The sequence below is a fragment of the Vibrio sp. 1069 genome (assembly GCF_033340555.1).
Genome location: NZ_JAWOWP010000013.1, coordinates 105,471 through 125,640 on the forward strand (window position 1 = coordinate 105,471; position 20,170 = coordinate 125,640).

31 protein-coding genes are annotated in these 20,170 nt (G+C 44.5%); 27 read left to right on the forward strand and 4 right to left on the reverse strand.

Annotation, left to right across the window (positions count from 1 at the left end; all coding sequences use genetic code 11):
* The first annotated feature begins 35 nt into the window (after window positions 1-35).
* From R7040_RS18145 to R7040_RS18250, 22 genes are all read left to right on the forward strand, one after another.
* Window positions 36-404 (forward strand): head-tail joining protein, encoded by a 369-nt coding sequence (locus R7040_RS18145; protein WP_257888593.1) that lies wholly within the window; start codon window positions 36-38, stop codon window positions 402-404.
* Complete coding sequence (locus R7040_RS18150; RefSeq protein WP_140087565.1) at window positions 388-1,053, forward strand: hypothetical protein; 666 nt, start codon at window positions 388-390, stop codon at window positions 1,051-1,053. Before R7040_RS18145 ends, R7040_RS18150 begins: the two co-directional genes overlap by 17 nt.
* Window positions 1,025-1,591, forward strand: a complete 567-nt coding sequence (locus tag R7040_RS18155) for a hypothetical protein (RefSeq protein WP_257888591.1) — start codon at window positions 1,025-1,027, stop codon at window positions 1,589-1,591. Before R7040_RS18150 ends, R7040_RS18155 begins: the two co-directional genes overlap by 29 nt.
* Window positions 1,557-2,198: a phage baseplate assembly protein V gene (locus R7040_RS18160; protein WP_318081341.1), complete on the forward strand. Its 642-nt coding sequence runs from the start codon at window positions 1,557-1,559 to the stop codon at window positions 2,196-2,198. The genes R7040_RS18155 and R7040_RS18160 overlap by 35 nt, the downstream gene beginning before the upstream one ends.
* Window positions 2,198-2,395, forward strand: a complete 198-nt coding sequence (locus R7040_RS18165) for a hypothetical protein (protein WP_318081340.1) — start codon at window positions 2,198-2,200, stop codon at window positions 2,393-2,395. The genes R7040_RS18160 and R7040_RS18165 overlap by 1 nt, the downstream gene beginning before the upstream one ends.
* Entirely contained in the window at window positions 2,395-2,742 is a 348-nt protein-coding gene (locus R7040_RS18170; RefSeq protein ID WP_318081339.1) for a phage baseplate protein, read from the forward strand. The genes R7040_RS18165 and R7040_RS18170 overlap by 1 nt, the downstream gene beginning before the upstream one ends.
* 18 nt (window positions 2,743-2,760) lie before the next feature.
* Window positions 2,761-3,774 carry a baseplate J/gp47 family protein gene (locus R7040_RS18175; protein ID WP_318081338.1) on the forward strand — a complete coding sequence of 338 codons (1,014 nt, stop codon included), beginning with the start codon at window positions 2,761-2,763 and terminating at the stop codon, window positions 3,772-3,774.
* Window positions 3,740-4,495: a phage tail protein I gene (locus tag R7040_RS18180; protein ID WP_318081337.1), complete on the forward strand. Its 756-nt coding sequence runs from the start codon at window positions 3,740-3,742 to the stop codon at window positions 4,493-4,495. Before R7040_RS18175 ends, R7040_RS18180 begins: the two co-directional genes overlap by 35 nt.
* A complete protein-coding gene (locus R7040_RS18185; RefSeq protein WP_318081336.1) occupies window positions 4,492-5,025 on the forward strand; it encodes a phage tail protein in 534 nt (177 codons plus the stop codon). Before R7040_RS18180 ends, R7040_RS18185 begins: the two co-directional genes overlap by 4 nt.
* Before the next feature lie 11 nt (window positions 5,026-5,036).
* On the forward strand, window positions 5,037-5,411 hold the full coding sequence (locus R7040_RS18190; protein ID WP_318081335.1) for a hypothetical protein: 375 nt from the start codon (window positions 5,037-5,039) through the stop codon (window positions 5,409-5,411).
* 8 nt (window positions 5,412-5,419) lie between these two features.
* Window positions 5,420-5,719: a hypothetical protein gene (locus R7040_RS18195; RefSeq protein ID WP_318081334.1), complete on the forward strand. Its 300-nt coding sequence runs from the start codon at window positions 5,420-5,422 to the stop codon at window positions 5,717-5,719.
* Between the two features lie 2 nt (window positions 5,720-5,721).
* Entirely contained in the window at window positions 5,722-6,375 is a 654-nt protein-coding gene (locus R7040_RS18200) for a hypothetical protein (protein ID WP_318081333.1), read from the forward strand.
* A gap of 12 nt (window positions 6,376-6,387) precedes the next feature.
* The gene (locus tag R7040_RS18205) at window positions 6,388-7,233 is read left to right on the forward strand and encodes a hypothetical protein (protein WP_318081332.1); all 846 of its coding nucleotides are present in this window, start codon (window positions 6,388-6,390) and stop codon (window positions 7,231-7,233) included.
* Window positions 7,234-7,243: 10 nt separating this feature from the next.
* Window positions 7,244-7,498 carry a hypothetical protein gene (locus R7040_RS18210; RefSeq protein ID WP_318081331.1) on the forward strand — a complete coding sequence of 85 codons (255 nt, stop codon included), beginning with the start codon at window positions 7,244-7,246 and terminating at the stop codon, window positions 7,496-7,498.
* A gap of 93 nt (window positions 7,499-7,591) precedes the next feature.
* On the forward strand, window positions 7,592-7,789 hold the full coding sequence (locus tag R7040_RS18215; protein WP_140087573.1) for a hypothetical protein: 198 nt from the start codon (window positions 7,592-7,594) through the stop codon (window positions 7,787-7,789).
* Between the two features lie 3 nt (window positions 7,790-7,792).
* Window positions 7,793-8,956: a phage tail protein gene (locus R7040_RS18220; protein ID WP_318081330.1), complete on the forward strand. Its 1,164-nt coding sequence runs from the start codon at window positions 7,793-7,795 to the stop codon at window positions 8,954-8,956.
* Window positions 8,956-9,462 carry a phage major tail tube protein gene (locus R7040_RS18225; RefSeq protein WP_140087575.1) on the forward strand — a complete coding sequence of 169 codons (507 nt, stop codon included), beginning with the start codon at window positions 8,956-8,958 and terminating at the stop codon, window positions 9,460-9,462. Before R7040_RS18220 ends, R7040_RS18225 begins: the two co-directional genes overlap by 1 nt.
* A 74-nt stretch (window positions 9,463-9,536) precedes the next feature.
* Entirely contained in the window at window positions 9,537-10,127 is a 591-nt protein-coding gene (locus R7040_RS18230) for a phage tail assembly protein (protein WP_318081329.1), read from the forward strand.
* Window positions 10,128-10,245: 118 nt separating this feature from the next.
* On the forward strand, window positions 10,246-13,239 hold the full coding sequence (locus tag R7040_RS18235) for a phage tail tape measure protein (protein ID WP_318096923.1): 2,994 nt from the start codon (window positions 10,246-10,248) through the stop codon (window positions 13,237-13,239).
* Window positions 13,236-13,637, forward strand: a complete 402-nt coding sequence (locus R7040_RS18240) for a phage tail protein (protein ID WP_257888580.1) — start codon at window positions 13,236-13,238, stop codon at window positions 13,635-13,637. Before R7040_RS18235 ends, R7040_RS18240 begins: the two co-directional genes overlap by 4 nt.
* A complete protein-coding gene (locus R7040_RS18245) occupies window positions 13,634-13,855 on the forward strand; it encodes a tail protein X (protein WP_137282157.1) in 222 nt (73 codons plus the stop codon). Before R7040_RS18240 ends, R7040_RS18245 begins: the two co-directional genes overlap by 4 nt.
* Window positions 13,846-14,859, forward strand: a complete 1,014-nt coding sequence (locus R7040_RS18250; RefSeq protein ID WP_318081327.1) for a phage late control D family protein — start codon at window positions 13,846-13,848, stop codon at window positions 14,857-14,859. Before R7040_RS18245 ends, R7040_RS18250 begins: the two co-directional genes overlap by 10 nt.
* A 291-nt stretch (window positions 14,860-15,150) precedes the next feature.
* Here the strand turns inward: R7040_RS18250 and R7040_RS18255 are convergent, their stop codons facing one another.
* Window positions 15,151-16,113: an integron integrase gene (locus R7040_RS18255; protein WP_318081326.1), complete on the reverse strand. Its 963-nt coding sequence runs from the start codon at window positions 16,111-16,113 to the stop codon at window positions 15,151-15,153.
* A 234-nt stretch (window positions 16,114-16,347) separates the two neighbouring features.
* Between R7040_RS18255 and R7040_RS18260 the strand changes: the two genes are divergently transcribed.
* The 3 genes from R7040_RS18260 (at window position 16,348) to R7040_RS18270 (ending at window position 17,815) form a co-directional block, all read left to right on the forward strand.
* Complete coding sequence (locus tag R7040_RS18260; protein ID WP_077200549.1) at window positions 16,348-16,671, forward strand: DUF6572 domain-containing protein; 324 nt, start codon at window positions 16,348-16,350, stop codon at window positions 16,669-16,671.
* A gap of 242 nt (window positions 16,672-16,913) precedes the next feature.
* Window positions 16,914-17,153 carry a hypothetical protein gene (locus R7040_RS18265; protein WP_069547417.1) on the forward strand — a complete coding sequence of 80 codons (240 nt, stop codon included), beginning with the start codon at window positions 16,914-16,916 and terminating at the stop codon, window positions 17,151-17,153.
* A gap of 134 nt (window positions 17,154-17,287) precedes the next feature.
* Entirely contained in the window at window positions 17,288-17,815 is a 528-nt protein-coding gene (locus R7040_RS18270; RefSeq protein ID WP_318081324.1) for a hypothetical protein, read from the forward strand.
* 263 nt (window positions 17,816-18,078) lie between these two features.
* Here the strand turns inward: R7040_RS18270 and R7040_RS18275 are convergent, their stop codons facing one another.
* Window positions 18,079-18,246, reverse strand: coding sequence for a hypothetical protein (locus R7040_RS18275; protein ID WP_318081323.1), 168 nt, complete (start codon window positions 18,244-18,246; stop codon window positions 18,079-18,081).
* A 171-nt stretch (window positions 18,247-18,417) separates the two neighbouring features.
* Here R7040_RS18275 and R7040_RS18280 point away from each other — a divergent pair, with 171 nt between their 5' ends.
* Window positions 18,418-18,816 carry a hypothetical protein gene (locus R7040_RS18280; protein ID WP_318081322.1) on the forward strand — a complete coding sequence of 133 codons (399 nt, stop codon included), beginning with the start codon at window positions 18,418-18,420 and terminating at the stop codon, window positions 18,814-18,816.
* A 139-nt stretch (window positions 18,817-18,955) separates the two neighbouring features.
* On the forward strand, window positions 18,956-19,351 hold the full coding sequence (locus R7040_RS18285) for an ACT domain-containing protein (protein ID WP_017821429.1): 396 nt from the start codon (window positions 18,956-18,958) through the stop codon (window positions 19,349-19,351).
* A gap of 146 nt (window positions 19,352-19,497) precedes the next feature.
* Here R7040_RS18285 and R7040_RS18290 read toward each other — a convergent pair whose 3' ends face one another.
* Together R7040_RS18290 and R7040_RS18295 are read right to left on the reverse strand one after the other, a co-directional pair.
* The gene (locus R7040_RS18290) at window positions 19,498-19,788 is read right to left on the reverse strand and encodes a type II toxin-antitoxin system RelE family toxin (protein WP_005377002.1); all 291 of its coding nucleotides are present in this window, start codon (window positions 19,786-19,788) and stop codon (window positions 19,498-19,500) included.
* A complete protein-coding gene (locus R7040_RS18295) occupies window positions 19,778-20,026 on the reverse strand; it encodes a type II toxin-antitoxin system Phd/YefM family antitoxin (RefSeq protein WP_005377003.1) in 249 nt (82 codons plus the stop codon). Before R7040_RS18295 ends, R7040_RS18290 begins: the two co-directional genes overlap by 11 nt.
* Window positions 20,027-20,170 lie beyond the last annotated feature (144 nt).

A 20,170-nucleotide genomic window follows, 5' to 3' on the forward strand; every position in this document is an offset into this window, starting at 1 on the left:
AGCGAACACGTTTCGCTCTAAATTGGAATTTGAATATGGAATTTGACTCTTTATTTGATGAAGCAATGAAATGTGCGGACGTTGCAATAGAAGGGGCTATGGCATCTGAATTTCGTCTTTTACTAAAAAGCGGTTCAAGTTTGGATATCAAAGCTATCTTTGATTCCAAATTAATGCCGGAAGAAAATTCAAATGCACGCGTAGCTTTCATCGCGGAACACGGTGCCTTAACTGTTTTTAATATGCGAATAGAAAAGCAATTGGTAACGGGAGCTTCTGTTGATACACCATTAGGAACAAGGCATGTTTCTGATGTTTTATACCCAGATGAAACAACATCATTACTTATTCTTAGTATGAAGCCTAACGGGCAGAGGGTGAGCCCAAATGATAACTTCCTCTAACTTTACTCAGTCAGGTGCTCACCAAAGACGGACTAACTCTGGCGTTCTTAGCTTTGATCTCTCAAACGATGCGGCATTAATTGCGGATGAGTTTGCTGGGATGGAGAAGCAGGTTGCTAAGGCGATAGAGCGAGCGCTCAAGAAAACAGGCAGATGGTTACGAACGTACACTCTGCGACACTTGAGTAAAGCGCTCGCCATCAAACAAGCGGCTTTAAAGAATCGTTTTATCTTGGCTTATGACAAAGACAAGAAGACGGTCAACTTATGGGTTGGCCTGTTAGCTATCTCGGCAGAAAATCTTGGTGGTGTCCGGCAGAACGCTGCGGGGACAAAGGCAGGCTCCCATCAATTTGATGGTGCGTTTTACACCAAGATTTATGGTGATGATGAACGAGTTTATATCCGAGCCAGCCGAAACCGAGTGATGCAGCATGATGTGGTTCGTCAGAGTCGCAAGCCTGCCCCTTACAGACCTATTCGTGATCCAGACTTAATTGGTCGTTTCCCTGTTCAAGCTGTTGGCATTTCTATCGAAGATGAAGCGAGTCAGATATTGCTTCGCCTAGAGCAGCAGGTAAACAAGCGATTCGGTGAAATATTGAAACAAGAGCTCAACTATGCAATCAACGTTGAACAAACCAAGTGACTATTACATGGAAGTCGTTGAGGTGCTGAAGCAGCGCGTCAAAGGCGTTCCTGTTTATGAATATGCGCTTTACGGTGAGTACCAAGTGAAAGGGCTTGAATGTCATGTGGCCATAGATGAATACGGTGCATTATCGAAAGCCAACGATGGCAGGATAAAGCAGCCAGTTCGCGTGAAAGTGTATTGCTTAGTGAGCAGAGCTTACAGCGACACAGAAAACCGCAATGCTGATCTGATTGCTCAGGATTTGGCGAGTGCGGTTGGTCGCATTGCCTTTAACAACAACTTTGGTCTTGGTAAGACGGTCAGCTTTCCAGAGAAGATTGTCAGCCAGCAAGGCATGTTTAAATCTGGTACTGACGGTTATGAGTGCTGGGAAACCGAATGGTGGCAAAACATCTATTTAGGTGATTTGCCTGAAGAAGACCCAAAAGTGCTAGGGATCTTCTTAGCTATTAACCCTACGCATCCCGAAAAACCGGATGAATACAAGGAACTGGAGAATGCGAGCTTTAATCCAGCAAATCGTTCAAGCTGAGTTAGAAGAGTACGCTCAGCAGCTTTCCCAGCAAGAGAAAGACATCACAGAGCTGAATCGTCGTCTGAACAACATGATTCGAGTAGGAAAAGTCTCTGCTTGGCGTGATGACCATCAGCGAATCAAAGTCAAGTTTGGTGACAATGAAACGCCATGGGTTAAATGGTTTTCAGAGTGTGCAGGTGATGTGGCTGAATATCGTCTTCCTAGCATTGGAGAGCAGGCAGTATTGCTCAATGTCGGCGGTGGCGATAACTCCACGACCAGCATTGCTTTGATTGGCGTTCCAAGTGATCAGTTCCCACTGCCTACTGACAACCCTGATGAGATCCTGCGTGTTTACCCTGATGGCACCCGGGTTTGTTATGACAAGAAAAAGCATAAGCTGGATGTCAGAGTCGCAGGTGATGCCAATATTCAGGTTGATAAAGACGCGAATGTGAATGTTGGTGGTAAGACCTCAGTGACGTCCGGTGGCAATGCGACCGTGGACGCACCGAAGATTTTATTAAACGGTGGCATGGGCGTGGTGACTGGTGCGCATAAGTGCATGGTGACAGGTTTGCCCCATGGTGATTGTTCAAAAGTGGTAATGGCAGGTGCTTAATGGCGTTAGATAGAGAGGAGCTCGCTCAAGATATAGAAGCGGCAATGACGAAAGCAGGCTTCAAACCATTGGCTGAAGATTGTGCTGGTCATGATTGGTGGGTGGCATTTGCGGAAGGCATTGTTATTCACATACAGAAGAAAGCGGAAGTAGTCGTAACAAGTGGTTCGTCTAAAGGAACATATAAGGTGAAGTAATGGCAGGTATGGTTGGCATGTGCCGGAAAACCGGACGCACTATTACAGGCTGGGATCAATTTGTGAGCCGAGTTACTCAAGTGATGACGACTTATATTTCATCAAGAAACAAACTTCGAGGTTTTGGTAGCCAGCTTCCAGCAACGCTTTCACGCAATACCAGCAATGCCACTTTGGCATTAATACAAACCTACGCCATGGGCGCGTTCATGAATCCCTTGAATGGACTTGAAGATTTTGAGCCATCGAGAGTTGTTGCTGAACGAACGCAAAACGGAACGTCAGTGACCTTTTACGGCAAATGGAACGGTCGAGTAGTTGATCCATTTACTATCGAATTGCCTTAAGCAGCATAGAGACTCCACATGAAAAGATTTCCTCATTTGGCTCGGTTGCCTGAGCCAACGCTTTTGAGTACGCCGGATTTTTCCAGCTTATACGGAAGCATTAAAGCAGAGCTGCTTGATGCTCTAAACGAAATTGAACCCGATGATGTATCCGCTGTTGAAGAAACGCTGAACAATAATGCGGAGATACTTACCAAGTTTACGCAAGTATTCACGGTCATTCTTCAGAACCATTATCGTCGTTGGAATGAAAACGCTAAACAGATGTTTGGCATGTACGCCACCCAAGACGATATGGTGGACACGATCGCTGCTGATATGGGCTTAACTCGATTGGTTGTAGAAGAGGGCGACCTTAACGCTTTCCCTCCAGTTGAGCCTGTCATGGAGAGCAATGAGCAGCTTCTCACTCGTTATTACCTAGCGATGTTTGCACTGGCAACCACAGGAACCCGAAACGGTTATCGCTTCCATGCGTTAACACCTGGTGCCAGTCCTGATATGGAAATCCAATCACCGGACGAAAACACAGTAGTGGTGACCTATCGGTTTAAAGACCATGAGTTTGGTGGGCAGGCTAAAGATGCTCGCTTTGTTAATCGCGCTCCTGGTTCGGGAATTGTGGATGGTTACTTGCTGGCTCACGCTGGCGATGGCACGCCAAGTGATGAGTTGTTGGCTGAAACGCTCGCCTACATGCGTACTCACTCTGTAGCCCAAGAGACAGATATTCTTTACCTGCATAAAGCCAGCATCAACCGATGGACGCTAGATGCAGTGCTTTATATTCCTAGTGGACCAGACCAAGACGTCATCAAAGATGCAGCCGATGTAGCAGCAGCTCAATATGGTCAAGAACAGCATCGGTTAGAGGGCGAAATTGACCGTTCGATGATTGACCACGTTCTACTGAAAGCGACTAACGGAAGTGGCATCCGAGTTCAAATCAATTCACCAGCAGAAAGCTTTAAGTGTGATCACACAGGAGCGCCATATCTTGAGTCAGTCAACATCAGAGTCGAAACCGAGTAGCTACAGCCTACTAACGGATAATGCCAGCCCACTAGAACGAGCGCTGGAACATACATTAAGCAAACATCTAGACCAAGTCGCACCACCTCTTCCTCAGTTACGAAATGCACATCAAACACCGGAGTCAGCATTGCCGCATTTGGCTGCTGACCGAATGGTAACGTACTGGAAAAAAGAAGACTCAGTAAAAATAAAGCGGGCTCAGGTAGCCAGTGCGCAAATTGAACGAAAGCTTTCAGGCACCAAAGAGGGCATTCGGATTGCTTTGGATGCCATTGGTTATGGCTGCGAAATTAAGTCTCGGTATGAAAGTCCTGATTTGCCACCATACACATTGGATGTCATTGCTTGGAAATCAGACTCTTCACCAGTTAATAAAGACCTGATCAACCAACTTATTTTTAAGTTAGACGATATTAAGTCAACGAGAGACACCGTAGAGCTTACCTTAACCTTTGGTGTTGAAACCGAAATCGCGTTGTCTGGTGCAAAAGCGCCACCGACAAACGTCAGTTATACAGACGCCCCTGCAGAATTGTGGCCCATGCCTGATGCACTTATTTCATTTGGCATTGCAGGAGGCGCCTGTCCACCCATTAGTGTTAATCACTTGACCGTTAAGGCGAGCGTCATACCTGACGAACCAATAGCCACTGTAGCGACAGCTGCAGGTAGTTATAGCCTTTCTGTGTCACCAATTACCGCGAGAGCAATTACATGAGTGACGAAGGATTAAAGTTAGTCATCACCCGACGAGGTTTGGATGCAGCTATTAACGCCAAAGATAAGGGGTTAAAGGCTGCGCTAAAGTGGGTAAGTGTTGGGGATGCTGCCTATCACCCAAACAAAGAACAACTTGTCTTGCAAAATGAGCGAGCGCGAGTTGAGTTTGGTGAATACAAAGATACAGGTGGTAGCAGTATTCAAGCCGCCGCGAAGTTCTCTGGACCAGATGAATATGCCATTCGTGAAATTGGCTTCTGGCTGGAAGATGGCACTTTGTTCGGTGTGATTTCAGCGCCAGATACCACTTTGAACTACAAAGCGAAGAACGCGCATTGCCTTCAACCTTTCACTTTAAATCTTTCTGATCTACCAAGTGATTCCATCACGGTTATTGTCGGTACTGAAAACCTGAACATCTTGATTGATGCTGAATTTGCCATCATGGCGAAGGGCCAAGTGGATACGATGCACCTCGCAATTAAACATGAGTTTCGCCTGCTTGACCTAGAAAAAGCGGTTGGATAAAGGGGGCGGCTATGTATGAGCAAGTGCTGGAGATTACCGAAGGCCGAACCTGCGACTTTTATCTGCTTTGGGAAACCGAAGATGAAAACCGAGTTCGAGAGCCCGTTAATTTAACTGGAGCCACTATCGAACTGGAAATACGCAAGAGCAGCAATGATGAATTGTTACTTCGCCTTTCATCCGATAACGGAGAAATCAAAATCCCCGAGCCAACCAGTGGTGAAAGTGAATATCACATCGGACCGGATAAGACCGAAGGTCAATCTTGTGAGAATTGGCGTGATGCGCTTTGGGAAGTATTGGTGACCTTTCCTTCAATGGACAAGTATCCAATTGCTTGTGGTGTGGCTCAATTAAAACGAGGCATCGTGCAAAGTAGCACTTAGGGGGAGCCATGAATAACTGCATTACGATGAAAGTCGTTAAGCGTCATGTTGTCAGTATGAGAGCAGGTCGCAGCATGGTAGAGCTTAGAACGCCCAGCCGAACTCGACTCAATGTCGTGAGCCTGGGTAAACAAGGTCCGGTGGGCACGGTAGCGGAAGAGGTGCTGAAAATCGCCACGGAAGCTCAAACCGTCGCAAATGAAGCCAAAGCTCAGTCCTCTCAGGTAGCACAAGAACAAACCTTAATGGTCGATGGCATGACAATGACTATTGATCACTATATCGGCGTGATAGGCGTCCAGGAGTAATAATGGCAGAACCTCAAACCCCTATTGAAATCATGATAGCCAAGCTCGGCGAATTGCTTGGTGTGATTGACGGTAAGCTGCGAAATAAACTGGATAAGTCCGGTGGCACAGTTGATCACCTCACTGTCACCAATCGCTTAACCGCGACAGCAGACCATGCGAAAGCGTTGAAAATCGCTCGATTGATTGCGTTAACAGGTCATGCAACCGGACAGGTTAGTTTTGACGGTACTGATGATGTGACGATTAACGTCACTATCTCAGAGCTTGCTAACAAGGCCGACAAATCGGTGACCTACACCAAGTCAGAAGTTGATCAGCTTTTTCAAAACCTGATTGGTTTGTCTCCAGAAGAGCTCGATACCATCTATGAACTCGCTCAGGCACTAAAAGATAACCAAGACAGTATTGGCGTTATCTTGACCGAGTTAGCCAAGAAAGCGAATACAGCGGATGTGTATGACAAAGTCACAGCAGATGCTCGCTTTCTACTTGCTGGCGCTCAAGCCGAAAACTCAAAGCTTTTGGCTGGCAAAGGCCCAGCGTATTTTGCAACGCAAACAGGGCTGGATACTACCAACCAAGAGCTTAGCACTGTGATCACCCAACTCACCGCCGCGTTTACCAGTGGTGCAGATTTAATTAGAAATTCATAAGGAGCTCATTTCATGAGTACACAAGAAATTGGCGCGTTGATCGAATCGGTCAATGACCTTACACAAACCGTCGCTGGTAAGATGGGCGAAATTGATCAAAAGGTAGACCAAGCTACGGCTAGCGTACCAAATACTATTCGTTTAATGTCATCGGTTAATTATCACGTTAGTAATGATGGAAGCGATGAAGTTGGTGATGGCACATCAGGCAAACCGTTCAAAACAATTCTTCATGCAATCAAACAAGCTATTCCTGGCTCTTTGGTTACCATCGCTTTAAAAGATAACCAAGAATATATTTGTGAAAGTAATCAACATCATAATTCAAGCAATGGTAAAGATATCCTGATTACATCATATGGTTCTACAGGAATTAAACCCACATTACGATTTAGAATGACTAAAGATTCAAATGGTGGCTTTGGTGAATCATACATATGTAATTACTTTGAAGGTTCATCATTTTCAATATCTTTCCATAAAGTAAATTTGATTCACGAGCCGATTGCAGATGGTGGCACTCCATACACTTCTGATAGTTTTGGAGGGGTAATCACCAGAGGAACGTCAGGCGGAGGTGGTATGGATATTTCAGTTCGTTTCTCTGATAGCCCTGTGACAACGGGGGACCACCCCTTTATCACAGGACAGATGGGATATGTAAACCTGCACATGAATTACAGTCCTATAACAAAAGGTGGTGAAGTAGAAAGATTTATGCCTGGTTCAGGATTGCCTTTAGCACGAATGATAGGTTTGAAAAACACTGCTATTTCAGGGTTTTCAAGTAATCTACCTAAAGATTTGTTTGGGTATGATGAAACAAGAGTATCTGAGGTTGTAGGTCAAGGTATTTAAAGGGGGGAATATGTCACTAACTATTGTAAATGCAGATGAAGATTTCGATGTAACAGAGCTTCTAAATTCTTATTCTCAAGAAGAAGTCAATCAAGCTTTAAATGAAGATTTAATTCGTCGAATGACAGCAGCTAGAAAAGCTGCCTATAAAGCAGAATCAGATCCACTTTATATGGAATGGCAATACGACCAAGCACCAGAATCAGAAGCTGCTTGGCGCGATAAAGTAGCAGAAATCAAAGCCCGTTATCCACTTCCATCCTAATCTTAAATAACCGCCTAAAAATCAGGCGTTTTTTTATACCTAAATTTCGTCATTAGCCCTGCCTTTGTGCAGGGCTTTTTGTTAGGAGCAGTTATGCACCAAGTAAAACCGACGTCTAAGGCGAAGCGCGAAACCTACATCGTAGAGCTTCCGTTCCCTTGGCATAAAGGTCATTGGACTACCAAAGGCCAAGAGCTAGACCTTCTTCCTCAAGAAGCCAAAGCACTACTCACTAACGGTCGTATTTCAAAGAAAGCGACTGCCACTAAAACCACCGTTAAGAGCAAGTAATTTATGGAAATCACTTCATTTGAACACAATGGTATTTCCATTGTGAAGAAAGCCTTGCCAGCTCCAATGGGGCCTTTAGGTAAGCATATCGTTTGTTGGGTAGGTACAGCGCCGGACAAGCATGCCGATGTTCCTTTCAATGTGCCATTTCGCGTAGCTAACACGACTGATGCTGCCAAGCTGGATACTACTGGCGAAGAAGAAGGTTGGTTGTGGTATGCGGTGACGGAAACCTTGAAGAAGGTTCAAGTGCCTCAGTATGTCATCGTGGTACCAGAAGGTGCAGATGCAACAGAAACGCTTAACAACGTGATCGGCGGTATTGATGCGGCTACTGGTCAACGCACAGGCATTGCGGCTATTTCGCTGTGTACTGAATCGCCGACAATTATCGCGGCTCCAGGTTACACCCATCAAAAACCAGCCTCTGATGCGCTTGTAGCGGAAGCCTTGAAACTGATGGCGTTCCCACACTTGGATGGTCTATCAACCAGCACTAAAGCGGTGATTGATTATTCATTGACGTTGTCCACTCAAGATACGGGTTACGACATCGCAACCTTGATTGATCCACAGCCAAGCATCTACTCGAAAGCAGCAGGTGCGAACGTCTACGTACCACCTTCAGTGTTATCGGTTGGCTGTCATGCTGGCGTGGCTCTGCATGAATCTCCAGGCAATAAAGGCACCTATGCGCAATGCGTACAGCGTGACATTACTTACGACATCATGGATACCACCACGGAAGGCGATTTACTTAACCGTCATGGCATTTGTTATTTCGGTCGCACTGACTTGGGTGGCATTTCGCTTTTGGGTAACCGCACGCTTTCAGGTCGCTTTATCAACCAGGTGTGTTTGGAGCAGGCAATTTGTCGCAAGCTGAAAAAGTCAGCGCAAAAGGTGATGGCAGAAAACCTCGACAAGTCATTCATGGAGCAAGAAATTGCGAAGTTAAATGCTTGGGGTGCACAGCTTAAAGCGAACGAAGAAGTGATTGGTATGGAAGTCTCACTTCACCCAGAACTAAACACAGCTGAAACCTTCCGCAATGGTACTTGGTACATCGCAATTCGCTACGCTGGATTCCCACCAAATGAGCACATGGTTTACCACCTCATTGAGGACATCGGCATTATCGACAACTTTATTTCGGAGATCTTGTAATGGCAGGTCAACGCGCATTAATTTTAGCTGAAGTCGTGATCGAAGGTCACAAGTTCTTCGGTGAGTTAGAAGAACATACGCCGCCAGTGGTTGAGCGTAAAACAGAAGATGCCAAAGGTGGGCGCTATGCGTCCACTAAAAAGCGTGTAGGCGTAACGGTAGGCAATGCCACCTTGAAGTTGAAAGGTGCAACTGTTGAAGCGCTGCAAGCTTATGGTGTGGAAGAAGATACTCGCGTTCAAATTGATGTTAAAGCATCGTATCAAGATGAAGATGGCAATACGTTTGCTGAGCATTGCTCATACACGGGTGACATCAACAAGGTTGATGACGGTTCTCGTGGTTCTCAGTCAGTTCCAGAAACCACTATCGAAATCGCGCCTCGTATCTATAAGCACACCGAAGATGGTAAGACTCGCTACAACATCAACCTTGATACTCAAGAAATTGATCTGGGTAAAGGTGACATCATGGCGAAACATCGCTCAAACATCGGTCGCGGTTAATTGTGTCCGTGGACCCATTTCAAATTTCTAGCTAGTTGGCTCCCGAAGGGGAGCCTTTTTTTTGGAGAAAATTCATGACTCTGCAAATTGAAAACAAAAAGAAAAAAGAACTAAAACTTGAGCCGATTAAGCACCTGTTGCTTAACCCTATCACTGACAACGATAAAGAAATCACAGAACTTACATTCGAACCTTTAACGTTCAGTGTGTATAGCGACATCGATGTTGAGCAAGACAATGATCTTGTCGTTGAAGAGTTCACGCTTGCACTTACTGGCATTTCAGATAAAGCATTCGATCAATTGTCTTCGCCTGATTTCAATTCAATTTCAGACATCGTTTTCCGCTTAGTCACCAAGAACTCTGACGATTGGTTGCCAGGCATTGAAATCAGCAACGATAAGATTCAGCTCGCTCTTCCAATTCAAGGTGATGATGGTCGCACGATTACTGAAATCGAATTGAAAGTACCATCGGTGAAAACGCGCAAGATTTACAAGGCTCAGCCAACGGATAAGAAAAAACAGGCGTTTATTACTCATGCTTGTTCAGGTTTAAGCGAAACCGAAATAGGCAGATTGTTCATGCCGGATTGGAATCAATTGCAGGTTAACATTGATAATTTTTTAAACCAGCAGGCAGGCTTCTTTCAGACAAAGATATAGAAGCGCTCTGTGATTATCTGCCGCTCGTTTATCCCTATAACGATGAGCAAATAGGCGCACTACCAGCAGACGTGGCAGTGCGCCGTTTTTATTTGGCAATTGAAAGGTTGAAGCAGCAATGAGTAATCAATCTAAGTATCAAGTTGCCATCGCAGCGATTGACCAATATTCTGCGCCACTCAAGGCGGCTAGTGCCTCGTTTGATTCACTGACTGAAGATGTAAAAGCGCAGTCAGCAGAAATCAAAAAGCTGAACGCCAACGCCGCCAGTTTGAAGTCTTATGCTGACATTAAGCGAGACTTGGCTGAGACGTCCACTCAAATGGGAACGGCTAAGCTAAAAGCTGAACAGCTTGCTTTATCGACAGAAGAGCTCGGTCTTCAAACAAAAGGTTATGAGTCAGCGGTTGTCAGTTCTGAAACTAAGCTTCAAAACCTTGAAGCTCAGATGCGAGCGACGGAGCATCCAAGCAAAGCGCTGCGATTGTCGATTAAAGAGGCTCGCAAAGAGTTAAAACTCAATACCTCGAACCTTACCGAACATCAGCTTCAACTAAGTAAAACCGAAGCCGCCTATGAAAAATCTCGCCATGAAGTTTCCCAGCTCAATAAGCATTATGACGCTCAGAGAACAAAGCTTCATGGTCTGAAATCCAAGTTAAATGAGTCTGGTATTCAGGCGCATAAATTTGGTGAAGCACAACGTCAGATTAAGCGTGATATTACGGCTGCGAACGCTGCATTGGATAAGCAGAAAGCCAAGCTGAAATCGGTACAGGCTGCGTCTGCAAAGATTGAGTCGAATAAGATGGCTCGCTCTGAATTAGGGGGCGAGGCGTTAGATTTGGCAATGAAAGGTGCTGTTCTGGCAGTGCCTATTAAGTTCGCTGTCGATTTTGAATCAGCATTTGCTGATGTAAAAAAAGCCGTGAATGATGCCAGCGACGAAGAGCTGGAAGTAATGAAGCAAAAGATTGTTATTGAGGCGCCTAAGTTGGGTGTTACTCAAGAAGGTCTTTCTGCAATCATTGCCGAGGGTGCTCGTAACGGCATCAAAAAAGATGAGCTGTTTAACTTTGCTGAGTCCGCAGCAAAAATGTCGGTGGCCTTTGATATGACCGCCGATGAAGCTGGCGCGTCAATGATGAAATGGCGCACGACGATGAATCTTAGTCAGGACCAAGCGGTTAACCTGGCGAATGCGGTGAACTATGTTGGTGACAACATGGCAACCACGGCAAAAGATGTGACCGAAGTGCTCGTTCGTCAAGGGGCAGTTATCACCAACGCTGGTCTTGATGAGGTTCAAGCAGCATCACTATCAGCTGCAGTGTTATCCGGTTCGGCAAGTACAGAAATCGCGGCTACCGCGACAAAGAACTTGCTATTAAGTTTAACGGCTGGCGACTCGGCCAGTGGTGCTCAAAAAAATGCGTTGATGACGTTGGGTTTTGATCCAGCAGACCTCGCGCGAGATATGCAGGAAAATGCACCTAAGACGGTAGAGCAGGTGCTCTTGGCTATTAAAGACCAAGATGCCGACGTTCAAACCGCCTTGATGAAAAACCTGTTCGGGTCCGAGTCTATCGGCTCAATCGCCCCTCTTCTGCAGAACTTGGATAACTTCCGTAAAGCGTTCAAGTTGGTAGAGCAGGACACCAACTTTGCTGGTTCAATGCAGAAAGAGTTTGAAGTTCAGTCAGCGACTGCTCAAAGGAAAATATCCGCCTTTACTGCTTCCATCACTGGACTGTTCACGGTGTTAGGCGAAAGCATGTTGCCTGTTGTAGGTGATGTGCTTGATACCGTCACGCCAGCAGTTACATGGTTAACAGAAGCCGCGCAATCGGCACCAGGTACAACCGCAGCCTTAATGGCGATTCCTGCAGCCTTGGTCGCTGTAAAAGGTGCAGCCTTAGCCTTTAAAACTGGTAAATTATTACTCGGTCAGGGTAAGAACTATGCTGATTTAGGTAAGGCGAAGCTTGGTATTGGTTTAGATAGCACTGCTGAGTCAGCTCAGAAAGCGACATCACGCCTTTCTCGTTTAAATCAAACGTTGGATAACCTTGGTAACAATGGTGGCCGTGGTCGCAATCGCTATCAACGTGATGGGGCATCCACTGCCAGTCGACGCAAATCTCGTCCGAGAAGAGCAAGACTATCGCGTCGGCGTGGCAAATTTGGACGCCTGCTTGATCTTGGTAGTCGATTAACTGATTTCCTTCCTATGGGTGGCATGGGTGCGCCTGTACCAGCCTTTGCTGCGTCTTCTAATGGTTCTGCAAAAGGGAAGTGGGGTAAGCGAGCTGCTGTTCTCGGTGGCGGTACGGCTTTATCACTACTTACATCAAGTGCTAATGCGGCTGATTTGGCTCTGATGGGGGCTGATGCGGCAACAGTAGCTGGTGATGTCGCTAGCTCTTTGCCATTAAAAGGCATGATGGCAGGTATTGCAGGCACCGCAGGGAAACTATTCAAACCACTCAATATCATGCTGCAGGGCGCGGCATTAACTTCCGTTATCAACAACGGTAGTGCAGAAGAAATCGGTGGTACTGCAGGTGATATGGCTGGCGGTTTGGGTGGTGCGGCATTAGGTGCAACGATTGGGACCGCGATTTTACCAGGTATAGGTACGGTCGTCGGTGGAGCACTTGGTGGCTTAGCCGGTGGTGAAGTTGGCGAGTGGCTAGGGACGAAAGTTGCTGGTCTGTTTTCGAGTGATGAAGAGGAAACTCTAACCGCGAAAGCTGCGACGCTGGACAAAGCAAAAGACGGATTAACTCAACCTACTAGACAGTTGCAAGCTGATGCATTGCAGAATAGTCCTGATGGCGGCTCAAGCTTGGCAACGTTACCCGAGCCGACGAGTGTGCTGCCGTCACCGGATAGTATTGCGAAGTCGCTTTCTCAGACAAATCAAGATAACCGCAAGGTCGAAATTAACTTAACTATCCCACCATCCTCAAGCAATCCTCAACAGGACGAGGATATGCTGAATCGTTTGGTCGCTAAGTTGAAAGATATGATGATGGCTGAAGGCATGATGGGTTCTGGTTCGTTATCGGTAGCGATGGACGGCTCTCTTTCAGATAGGAGTGATGTATGAGGCAGCAGCTAATTTTGTCTGTCCCATCCAAAAACATAGAAGCGTTTGTGTTCGGTGTCGCAAGCGGCACCGAATACGAAACGCTTTCGACGACCAGCCAAGGTGGTTGGGTGAATTTGGATATTATGGACGGTAAAGCGGTGAGTCAAAACACGCATGAACCGTTAGATGGTAAAACAATTAAAGGGAAGTGGTTTGGAGCTGAAGGCCGAGCTTCTATTCGAAGACTGAAAGAAATTAAGCGTCTGCGAGCGCCGATTCTGCTCACAGATGATTATGGGTACAACATGGGCTTATGGAAGATCATGTCACTCAACGACGATGAGAAAGATGTGATTGATGATGGTACGCCTATGATTGTGAGTTTCACCATTACGTTTGAGGAGTTTGCCAATTGAGCACTGTCGCATTAAGTGTGGTTGGTGATACGGTTGGTGATGTCCTGTATCGTTATTTTCAGGACGATGGTGATGATTTGGAGCGTCAGTTGTATGCTCTGAATCCTCACCTCAATCAGTTACCCGTTATTCTTCCCACTGGAACTCGAATCGAATTACCAACGGTCGAGGCTAAATCAGAGCCTGAGCCAGAGAGAGTGGTTACGATATGGGATTAGCAACTCGAGTTATTGCCCGTACAACCGGACAGGGCAGTAAAGTCATTAATCAATACCTTCAAACGTGGCAGCTCATTGACGTTTCTGGTGAGGAAACCGATCAAATTAAGCTGAAAGTGGCTGCGCCAGATATGGATTCGCTACCACCTGAAGGTGTCACTATAGGCTTTGATATTGGTATTGCGGATGATGAGCCTATCCAGTGGTTCAGTCGTGGTCAGTTCACCATTACTCGAATCACACCTCAGTTATTTCCGCACGTTTTTACTATTGTAGCCACGGCAGCACCTTTTCAGGTTAACGACCAAACGGAATTTAAACAGCGTCGTTCGCAAACGTACAGTGGCACATTAGGCGGTATTTTTCGTGAAGTTGTTAGTCGTCATGATTTGAGTCCGAGAGTCGATCCCGAGTTGGATGGAATAGGAGTCGAGCATGTAGACCAAACGGATGAGACCGATATGTCATTCTTAACTCGTTTGGCACGAAAGTATGATGCGGTGGCCAAGCCTGTTGAACCTTTTTATGTCCTTGCTCGTCGAGGTAAAGTAAAAAGCCTATCAGGTAAAGCACTCGATCCTGTGTATATCGATTTGCCAGCCAATAACCAACCAACCGAGAAAAGCTTTACTAATGCCAGCTTAAATATGCCTAGCCGAAAGCAATTTAAAGGCATTAAAGCAGCTTGGTGGAATGATGGTACTGGTGAAGAAGTCATTGAAATGGTAGGCATGAAGCCATTCAAGAAGCTTACTCAAACGTATCAGAGCGCGGACCAAGCAAGGCAAGCTGCTCAGGATGAGCTGAGGAAGGTCGAACGAACCGGAACAGAGATTCGTCTCGACCTTCCTGCCAACCCTCGTTTCTATGCGGAGGGTATAGTCAAAACTTCAAATCAATTCCCACTTTACATGCAAGGGGAGTGGTCATTAGATAGAGTCGTCATGACTGGCGGAAAGCAAGGAGCTAGAGCTCAGCTTACTGCTACATTTGTACAGGGTTAGGGGATGTGTTCCCCTTACCAACTAATTCTTCTTTAGTTGACGTATATTTGCTTAATTCCGTTGGGGGGATCTGCCTTGTTGCAAAGGTCTGCCCAAATTATTATTAATGCACGTTTTTTATAGTAGCCATTGCTTCCTTTTTTGTTGTGATAAATGGGGCAAATTTGGGGCAAGAATGGGGCGAGTTAAGCATGCATTTTTGAATGTTTAGGGTTTATTTTGGTCATCTATGAAATGAGCAGGAGAAGCTTTATGTAGAGTGGCTGGTTTAATTGATTGATTTTTATTGATTTATTTTAAGTTCACCAATGGCCGTGCGCTTTTGTGGTTGACATGATGAAATGCAGTATAGATTTGCGTGGTTTTCACATCAGTATGCCCTAATTGTTCCTGAACAGTTCTAATGTCTGCGCCAGATTCCAATAAGTGCGTGGCAAAACTGTGTCTTAGTGTGTGGCAAGTTACAGTTTTCTCAATGCTTGCGTCGCTTGCCGCGCGCTTTACTGCTCTTTGTATTGCGCTTTCATTGATATGATGCCTTCTGAGTTCACCAGTGTCTCGATCTGCGCTTAACTTTGTTGATGGAAACAAAAAGTGCCAGTTAAAATCTAGCTCCGCTTTTGGGTATTTACGTCGTAAACCTTCAGAGATGTATACGCCCGCATAACCAGGCATGTGCCTATCTTTAAAGTAATAGTTTCTTGCTAAATTAACTTGAGCTTTGAGTGGTTCATGCAGTTCTTTGGCTAATGTGACTGTACGATTTTTACCTCCTTTTCCTTGCCAAACGCGAACTGCACCATAATCATAATCGATGTCTTGAACTCTTAAGCGTAAACATTCCATAACTCGAAGCCCTGAGCCGTAAAGCAGCTGAATATGGAGTCTATACCTCGGGTCGATATGCTGAACGAATCTTCGGATCTCCTCCCTGGTTAATACAACGGGAAGTTTCTTTTCGGTCAAGGATTTCTGAAATCTCATATCAAGTGATAGTGGGGTTTTGAAATAATCACGATATAAAAATGATATTGAGTTCAGCGCCAAAGCTTGCGTTTTTACCGCAACTTTTTCTTCTACCGCTAAGTAACTCAGAAATTGAATGACATCATCTTCTGCTAGTGTTGATGGGTGTGCAAGCTGGTGAAAAGTGATAAAGCGTTTTATCCAAAATAGATAACTTTCGATAGTTTTATTCGCATAATGACGCGTAAGCATGTGTTCTTTTACACTAAGTAAAAACTGACTTTTCATGATAAATTAACCTGTTTATTTATACAGTTCTGTTAATGTATCACCACTTTTGAAATTAGCGTGCTGTGCGCCGACTAATTGCGCGCGCTACCACACATATTCATACTGTTTTTCTATTTGTTTCATACATATAAGTGCTACGATTGATAGCGCTTTTGATAAGAAAGAAGGCGGTAGCCTGCCATAAAAACGGCAAATCGCCGTATAGAAAGCGTTAGTTGTAATGGAGAAGACGTGACAATTGAGCAACTAGATAAAGTAGACATCATTGCGCATGACGAAGAAAAAGTAACTTTAGTTATATCCGATCATTTAGGGTGGGATGACCAAAATGAAAAGCTCCTGTTGCTCCAAGAAAAGCTAAACCTTTACTTGTCATTTATTGAGTCTGGTGAAGTGTTTGATCAATACCCGTTGGCAAAGAACAAGCTATTTGAAATTCAGGTCGTTTCAAAATACCAACCTAACAATGAAGCTAAAGAATTCATTTTATTGGCATCAAAATTAGTACGTGAAGCGGGCTTTAGCCTTACGCACGACGTGAGGGATTACAACTAACAATCTGTTTAAGAGTGATTCGCAACGCGTGGCATTTTTACCATGCGTTGTCTTTAGTGTTTAAGGTGGTGTGCGGCTGCATCGGTATTGCGTTGCTCACACCTTAACAGGGCGTTAGTTGCCAACGAGGAAAATGCAGCTTAAACAGAATGTTTAGAGTTAAAGTCAGTGTGTTTTGGTGGGGTTTCGTACTTCAATTTTGAATCGTTCGAGTTTGTGAAAATCGTTCTCAGGTTTCTTTTGTGGTTGGATTTTCTGTTTCAGAAACCGATTTACTTGTTGAAAGTCAGCTTTGTAATATTGTCTTCTCAAAAGATCTTTTTGGTGTTGTTAGTCCGCTTTCTACGGCGCTATCTGTTCCAAGTGGTTTCAGTGACAGGCGCTTTGGATCTGCGCCTGATTTTAGTTTTTCAACGTACGTAAAGTTAGTGTTGGCAAAGCGGCAATCAACTTCAAATCAAAGCTTTAAGTTTGGCAACTAACAAAGCATTCAAGAGGGATTCACAATGCTTGGCAGTTTTGGTTTGAATTAGCTTTAGTGTTTACGGCACAATGGTTTAAGTTAGGTGGTTAGCGTTGTTCACCCCTTAATGCGGCGTTATGTTTATGGAGTTTTATGGCAGCTTTTTACTATATATATCCTCACAATGACCTTTGGAATATTGCGTTTCATCATTTGACGACTGCGCTAGAAAAAGATGCTTCGGGCGATAGGGTTGGCATCACTCTTGACTGTCAAAGTTCGGTTTTGTTTATGGCCTTAGCTGTAGAAGCTACCATAAATTTTGTAGGTCATAGAGTAGTTAAAAACTGGAATGAACGTAAGCCTTACCATATTAAGTTGAAAAAGGTTTGCTCTGTTGCTCAACTCGAACTTGAGCGGGATGGTAACTTAGTAGCCGCCTTAAAGAACCTAAAATTAATTCGTGACACCATGGCACACGGAAAGCCAGTCTACGGAAGTGTAAAAGACACAGTAGAAGCTAGTGAACAAATGGATAGTTTTTGGGGGGCAGATCTAGACGTACAATATACAATTCAAATGTACGAGTGTGTTCGCCCATTTTGCCAAAGTTTAATTGAGCAGTCTGGTGCAGATTGTGAAGGTCAATTCTCTGGGTATTGTGGCAGGCCGAGAAAATAAACATAACAAAGCATTTAAGAGGGATTCTCAACGCTTGGCGGTTTTGGTTCAAAGTTCAGCTTAAGTGTTTATGGCACAATGGTTTAGTTTGGGTGGTTTGCGTTGTTCACCCCTTAATGCGGCGTTATGTTTCACTTTGATTTAGAAGAAATAAAAGGTTTCTTGGCGTTTATTTCTTTGGTCTCTTTGGCAATTCGTCCCTAGTAGACTCAGCAAATCCACATTGTCGGCCGGTTTCTTGTTTAACTGGCTTAACGTCGCTTTTAGGTACTTTGCCAATCAGCATTTCGGCTTGGCAGTTGATTCGGCAATTCAGTATTGTTTTGCGCTTTGGTTGGAAAGATAGGGCGCTCGTTGTTTCTTAGTTGGGTTGCCTCATTGGGCAGGGAAGTGGAATTATTCGTTTCTGGTTGGTCGCCTTTGGTGGCCAAGTCGGTTCCTACCTTGTGGTTTAGTTCAGAAAACTGGTCAGAAATCGCAGTTCTTTCTCAAGTAAATCATGTGTTTGTGGTAAAACATAACAAACAATTTAAGAGGGATTCCCAACGCTTGGCATTTTTGCTTTTACTTCAATTTTAGTGGTTACGGTACAATGCTTTAGGTTGGGTGGTAGCGTTGCTCACCCCTTAATTGGGCGTTATGAATCACCCAGATTTCAACGTTATAAAATAAAAAGGTTAGGTTATGGAAATGAAAAAAAGATCGAACAACTAGCTCAGGATTTAATTGAAATCAAACGTCAAATCAAAGTTCTTCTTAATCAAGAAAAGTCACTTAAAGACGAAATTAAGCCTCTATTACAGGAACATGGTGCAGTGAAGTTTGAGCATGGAAAAGTGTACTATGGTGAATCTAAAGGCTCATCAACATTCAGTCGCCCAGAAGTACTGGCATACATTCGTGATAACTACGGTGATGCACTAGCTGAACAAATCGACGAAGATTGCACTAAGGTTGGAGAACCTAGACAAGTTGTATATATCAAACTAAATGATTCATAACAAAGCGTTTAAGGCGGATTCACAACGCTTGGCGATTTCAGTTCAAGTTAGCTTAAGTGTTTAAGGTACAATGGTTTAGGTTTGGTGGTGGCGTTGTTCACCACTTAACGCGGCGTTAGCAATATAAGAGGAAACCGATATGTCAGGAATCACAGACCTAGACGAATTATTGCGTTCGATGAGTCCAAAACTAATGGAATCAGAGTTTGTGTTTTGTACAGTTTCTGGTGTGCTAGCAGACTATGTTGACCTAAATCCAGTTGCCACGTTTATTGAATCTGAGGGTTTAACTTTGGTTCTAGAGAAATCAGCGGCAGAAAAGGCAGGTTTGTCGTTTGATGGTACATATAGTCAAATAACTCTGACGGTGCACTCCAGTTTGGAAGCTGTAGGTCTTACAGCAGCAGTGGCTAGCAAGTTAGCATCAAAGGGTATTAGTGCTAATGTCATTGCAGCTTATTATCACGACCATATCTTTGTTCAAAGTGGTAAAGCTGAAGCGGCAGTTTCAGCATTAGAAGAGTTCAGTGCATAGGGTTAAGCCATATTGCTAACAAAGCATTTAAGACGGATTCCCAACGCTCGGCATTTTTGGTTTACTTTGAATTTAGTGTTTACGGTACAATACTTTAAGTGCAGTGGTCTGCGTTGCTCACCACTTAATGCGGCGTTATACCGCAATCAATCATCTAACCTTTTCATGGCTTTACGGTAAACATCGCTACGTTCTCGTTTTCCGACTGCTAAGACGGTTACAATGATGACATCGTCTTCAACTTTGTAGACGAGACGGTAGCCCGATTGACGCAACTTAATTTTATACATGTTGTCAGCTCCAGAAAGTTTTGAAGCTGGAACATGTGGGTTATCTAAGCGCTCGATTAGCTTTTTCTTAAATTGTTGTTGCAGAGTAGAGCCAAGCTTTTTCCACTCTTTGAGTGCGCTCTTTTTAAAGTCGAGTTTATAGGTCATCAATATTTACCGAAATGCTCTCTTCAGATTCACGCTCTTTAGCAATAGCTAGTAGTTCAAGATCTTCGAGTCTGTCCATCATCATTTCGTACGCTTCGGCAGGTACGCAATAAAATGCTGGCTCATTTCGGTTTAATACTGCAACAGGTTCGCCATAAGCACTAGTTGCAACTTTCATAGGGTTAGCTTTCAATTCGGTAATGCTTGCAGCAACATCGGCTAAAATTCTAGTGGTCATATAATCGGTCTCTTAAGTGGTCTTTATGTTGGTCATTTTAGCCTCAACAAAGCGGTATAACAAGTTGCTTAAGAGTGATTCGCAACGCGTGGCATTTTTACTATGCGTCGGTTTATGTGTTTAAGGTATTATGCGGAGGCTAAG

Bases quoted from the DNA above. Each gene is read 5' to 3' on its own strand.
- R7040_RS18145 (WP_257888593.1), top strand. From the start codon at position 36: ATGGAATTTGACTCTTTATTTGATGAAGCAATGAAATGTGCGGACGTT.
- R7040_RS18150 (WP_140087565.1), top strand. From the start codon at position 388: ATGATAACTTCCTCTAACTTTACTCAGTCAGGTGCTCACCAAAGACGG.
- R7040_RS18155 (WP_257888591.1), top strand. From the start codon at position 1,025: ATGCAATCAACGTTGAACAAACCAAGTGACTATTACATGGAAGTCGTT.
- R7040_RS18160 (WP_318081341.1), top strand. From the start codon at position 1,557: ATGCGAGCTTTAATCCAGCAAATCGTTCAAGCTGAGTTAGAAGAGTAC.
- R7040_RS18165 (WP_318081340.1), top strand. From the start codon at position 2,198: ATGGCGTTAGATAGAGAGGAGCTCGCTCAAGATATAGAAGCGGCAATG.
- R7040_RS18170 (WP_318081339.1), top strand. From the start codon at position 2,395: ATGGCAGGTATGGTTGGCATGTGCCGGAAAACCGGACGCACTATTACA.
- R7040_RS18175 (WP_318081338.1), top strand. From the start codon at position 2,761: ATGAAAAGATTTCCTCATTTGGCTCGGTTGCCTGAGCCAACGCTTTTG.
- R7040_RS18185 (WP_318081336.1), top strand. From the start codon at position 4,492: ATGAGTGACGAAGGATTAAAGTTAGTCATCACCCGACGAGGTTTGGAT.
- R7040_RS18190 (WP_318081335.1), top strand. From the start codon at position 5,037: ATGTATGAGCAAGTGCTGGAGATTACCGAAGGCCGAACCTGCGACTTT.
- R7040_RS18195 (WP_318081334.1), top strand. From the start codon at position 5,420: ATGAATAACTGCATTACGATGAAAGTCGTTAAGCGTCATGTTGTCAGT.
- R7040_RS18200 (WP_318081333.1), top strand. From the start codon at position 5,722: ATGGCAGAACCTCAAACCCCTATTGAAATCATGATAGCCAAGCTCGGC.
- R7040_RS18205 (WP_318081332.1), top strand. From the start codon at position 6,388: ATGAGTACACAAGAAATTGGCGCGTTGATCGAATCGGTCAATGACCTT.
- R7040_RS18210 (WP_318081331.1), top strand. From the start codon at position 7,244: ATGTCACTAACTATTGTAAATGCAGATGAAGATTTCGATGTAACAGAG.
- R7040_RS18215 (WP_140087573.1), top strand. From the start codon at position 7,592: ATGCACCAAGTAAAACCGACGTCTAAGGCGAAGCGCGAAACCTACATC.
- R7040_RS18220 (WP_318081330.1), top strand. From the start codon at position 7,793: ATGGAAATCACTTCATTTGAACACAATGGTATTTCCATTGTGAAGAAA.
- R7040_RS18225 (WP_140087575.1), top strand. From the start codon at position 8,956: ATGGCAGGTCAACGCGCATTAATTTTAGCTGAAGTCGTGATCGAAGGT.
- R7040_RS18230 (WP_318081329.1), top strand. From the start codon at position 9,537: ATGACTCTGCAAATTGAAAACAAAAAGAAAAAAGAACTAAAACTTGAG.
- R7040_RS18235 (WP_318096923.1), top strand. From the start codon at position 10,246: ATGAGTAATCAATCTAAGTATCAAGTTGCCATCGCAGCGATTGACCAA.
- R7040_RS18240 (WP_257888580.1), top strand. From the start codon at position 13,236: ATGAGGCAGCAGCTAATTTTGTCTGTCCCATCCAAAAACATAGAAGCG.
- R7040_RS18250 (WP_318081327.1), top strand. From the start codon at position 13,846: ATGGGATTAGCAACTCGAGTTATTGCCCGTACAACCGGACAGGGCAGT.
- R7040_RS18255 (WP_318081326.1), bottom strand. From the start codon at position 16,113: ATGAAAAGTCAGTTTTTACTTAGTGTAAAAGAACACATGCTTACGCGT.
- R7040_RS18270 (WP_318081324.1), top strand. From the start codon at position 17,288: ATGGCAGCTTTTTACTATATATATCCTCACAATGACCTTTGGAATATT.
- R7040_RS18285 (WP_017821429.1), top strand. From the start codon at position 18,956: ATGTCAGGAATCACAGACCTAGACGAATTATTGCGTTCGATGAGTCCA.
- R7040_RS18290 (WP_005377002.1), bottom strand. From the start codon at position 19,788: ATGACCTATAAACTCGACTTTAAAAAGAGCGCACTCAAAGAGTGGAAA.
- R7040_RS18295 (WP_005377003.1), bottom strand. From the start codon at position 20,026: ATGACCACTAGAATTTTAGCCGATGTTGCTGCAAGCATTACCGAATTG.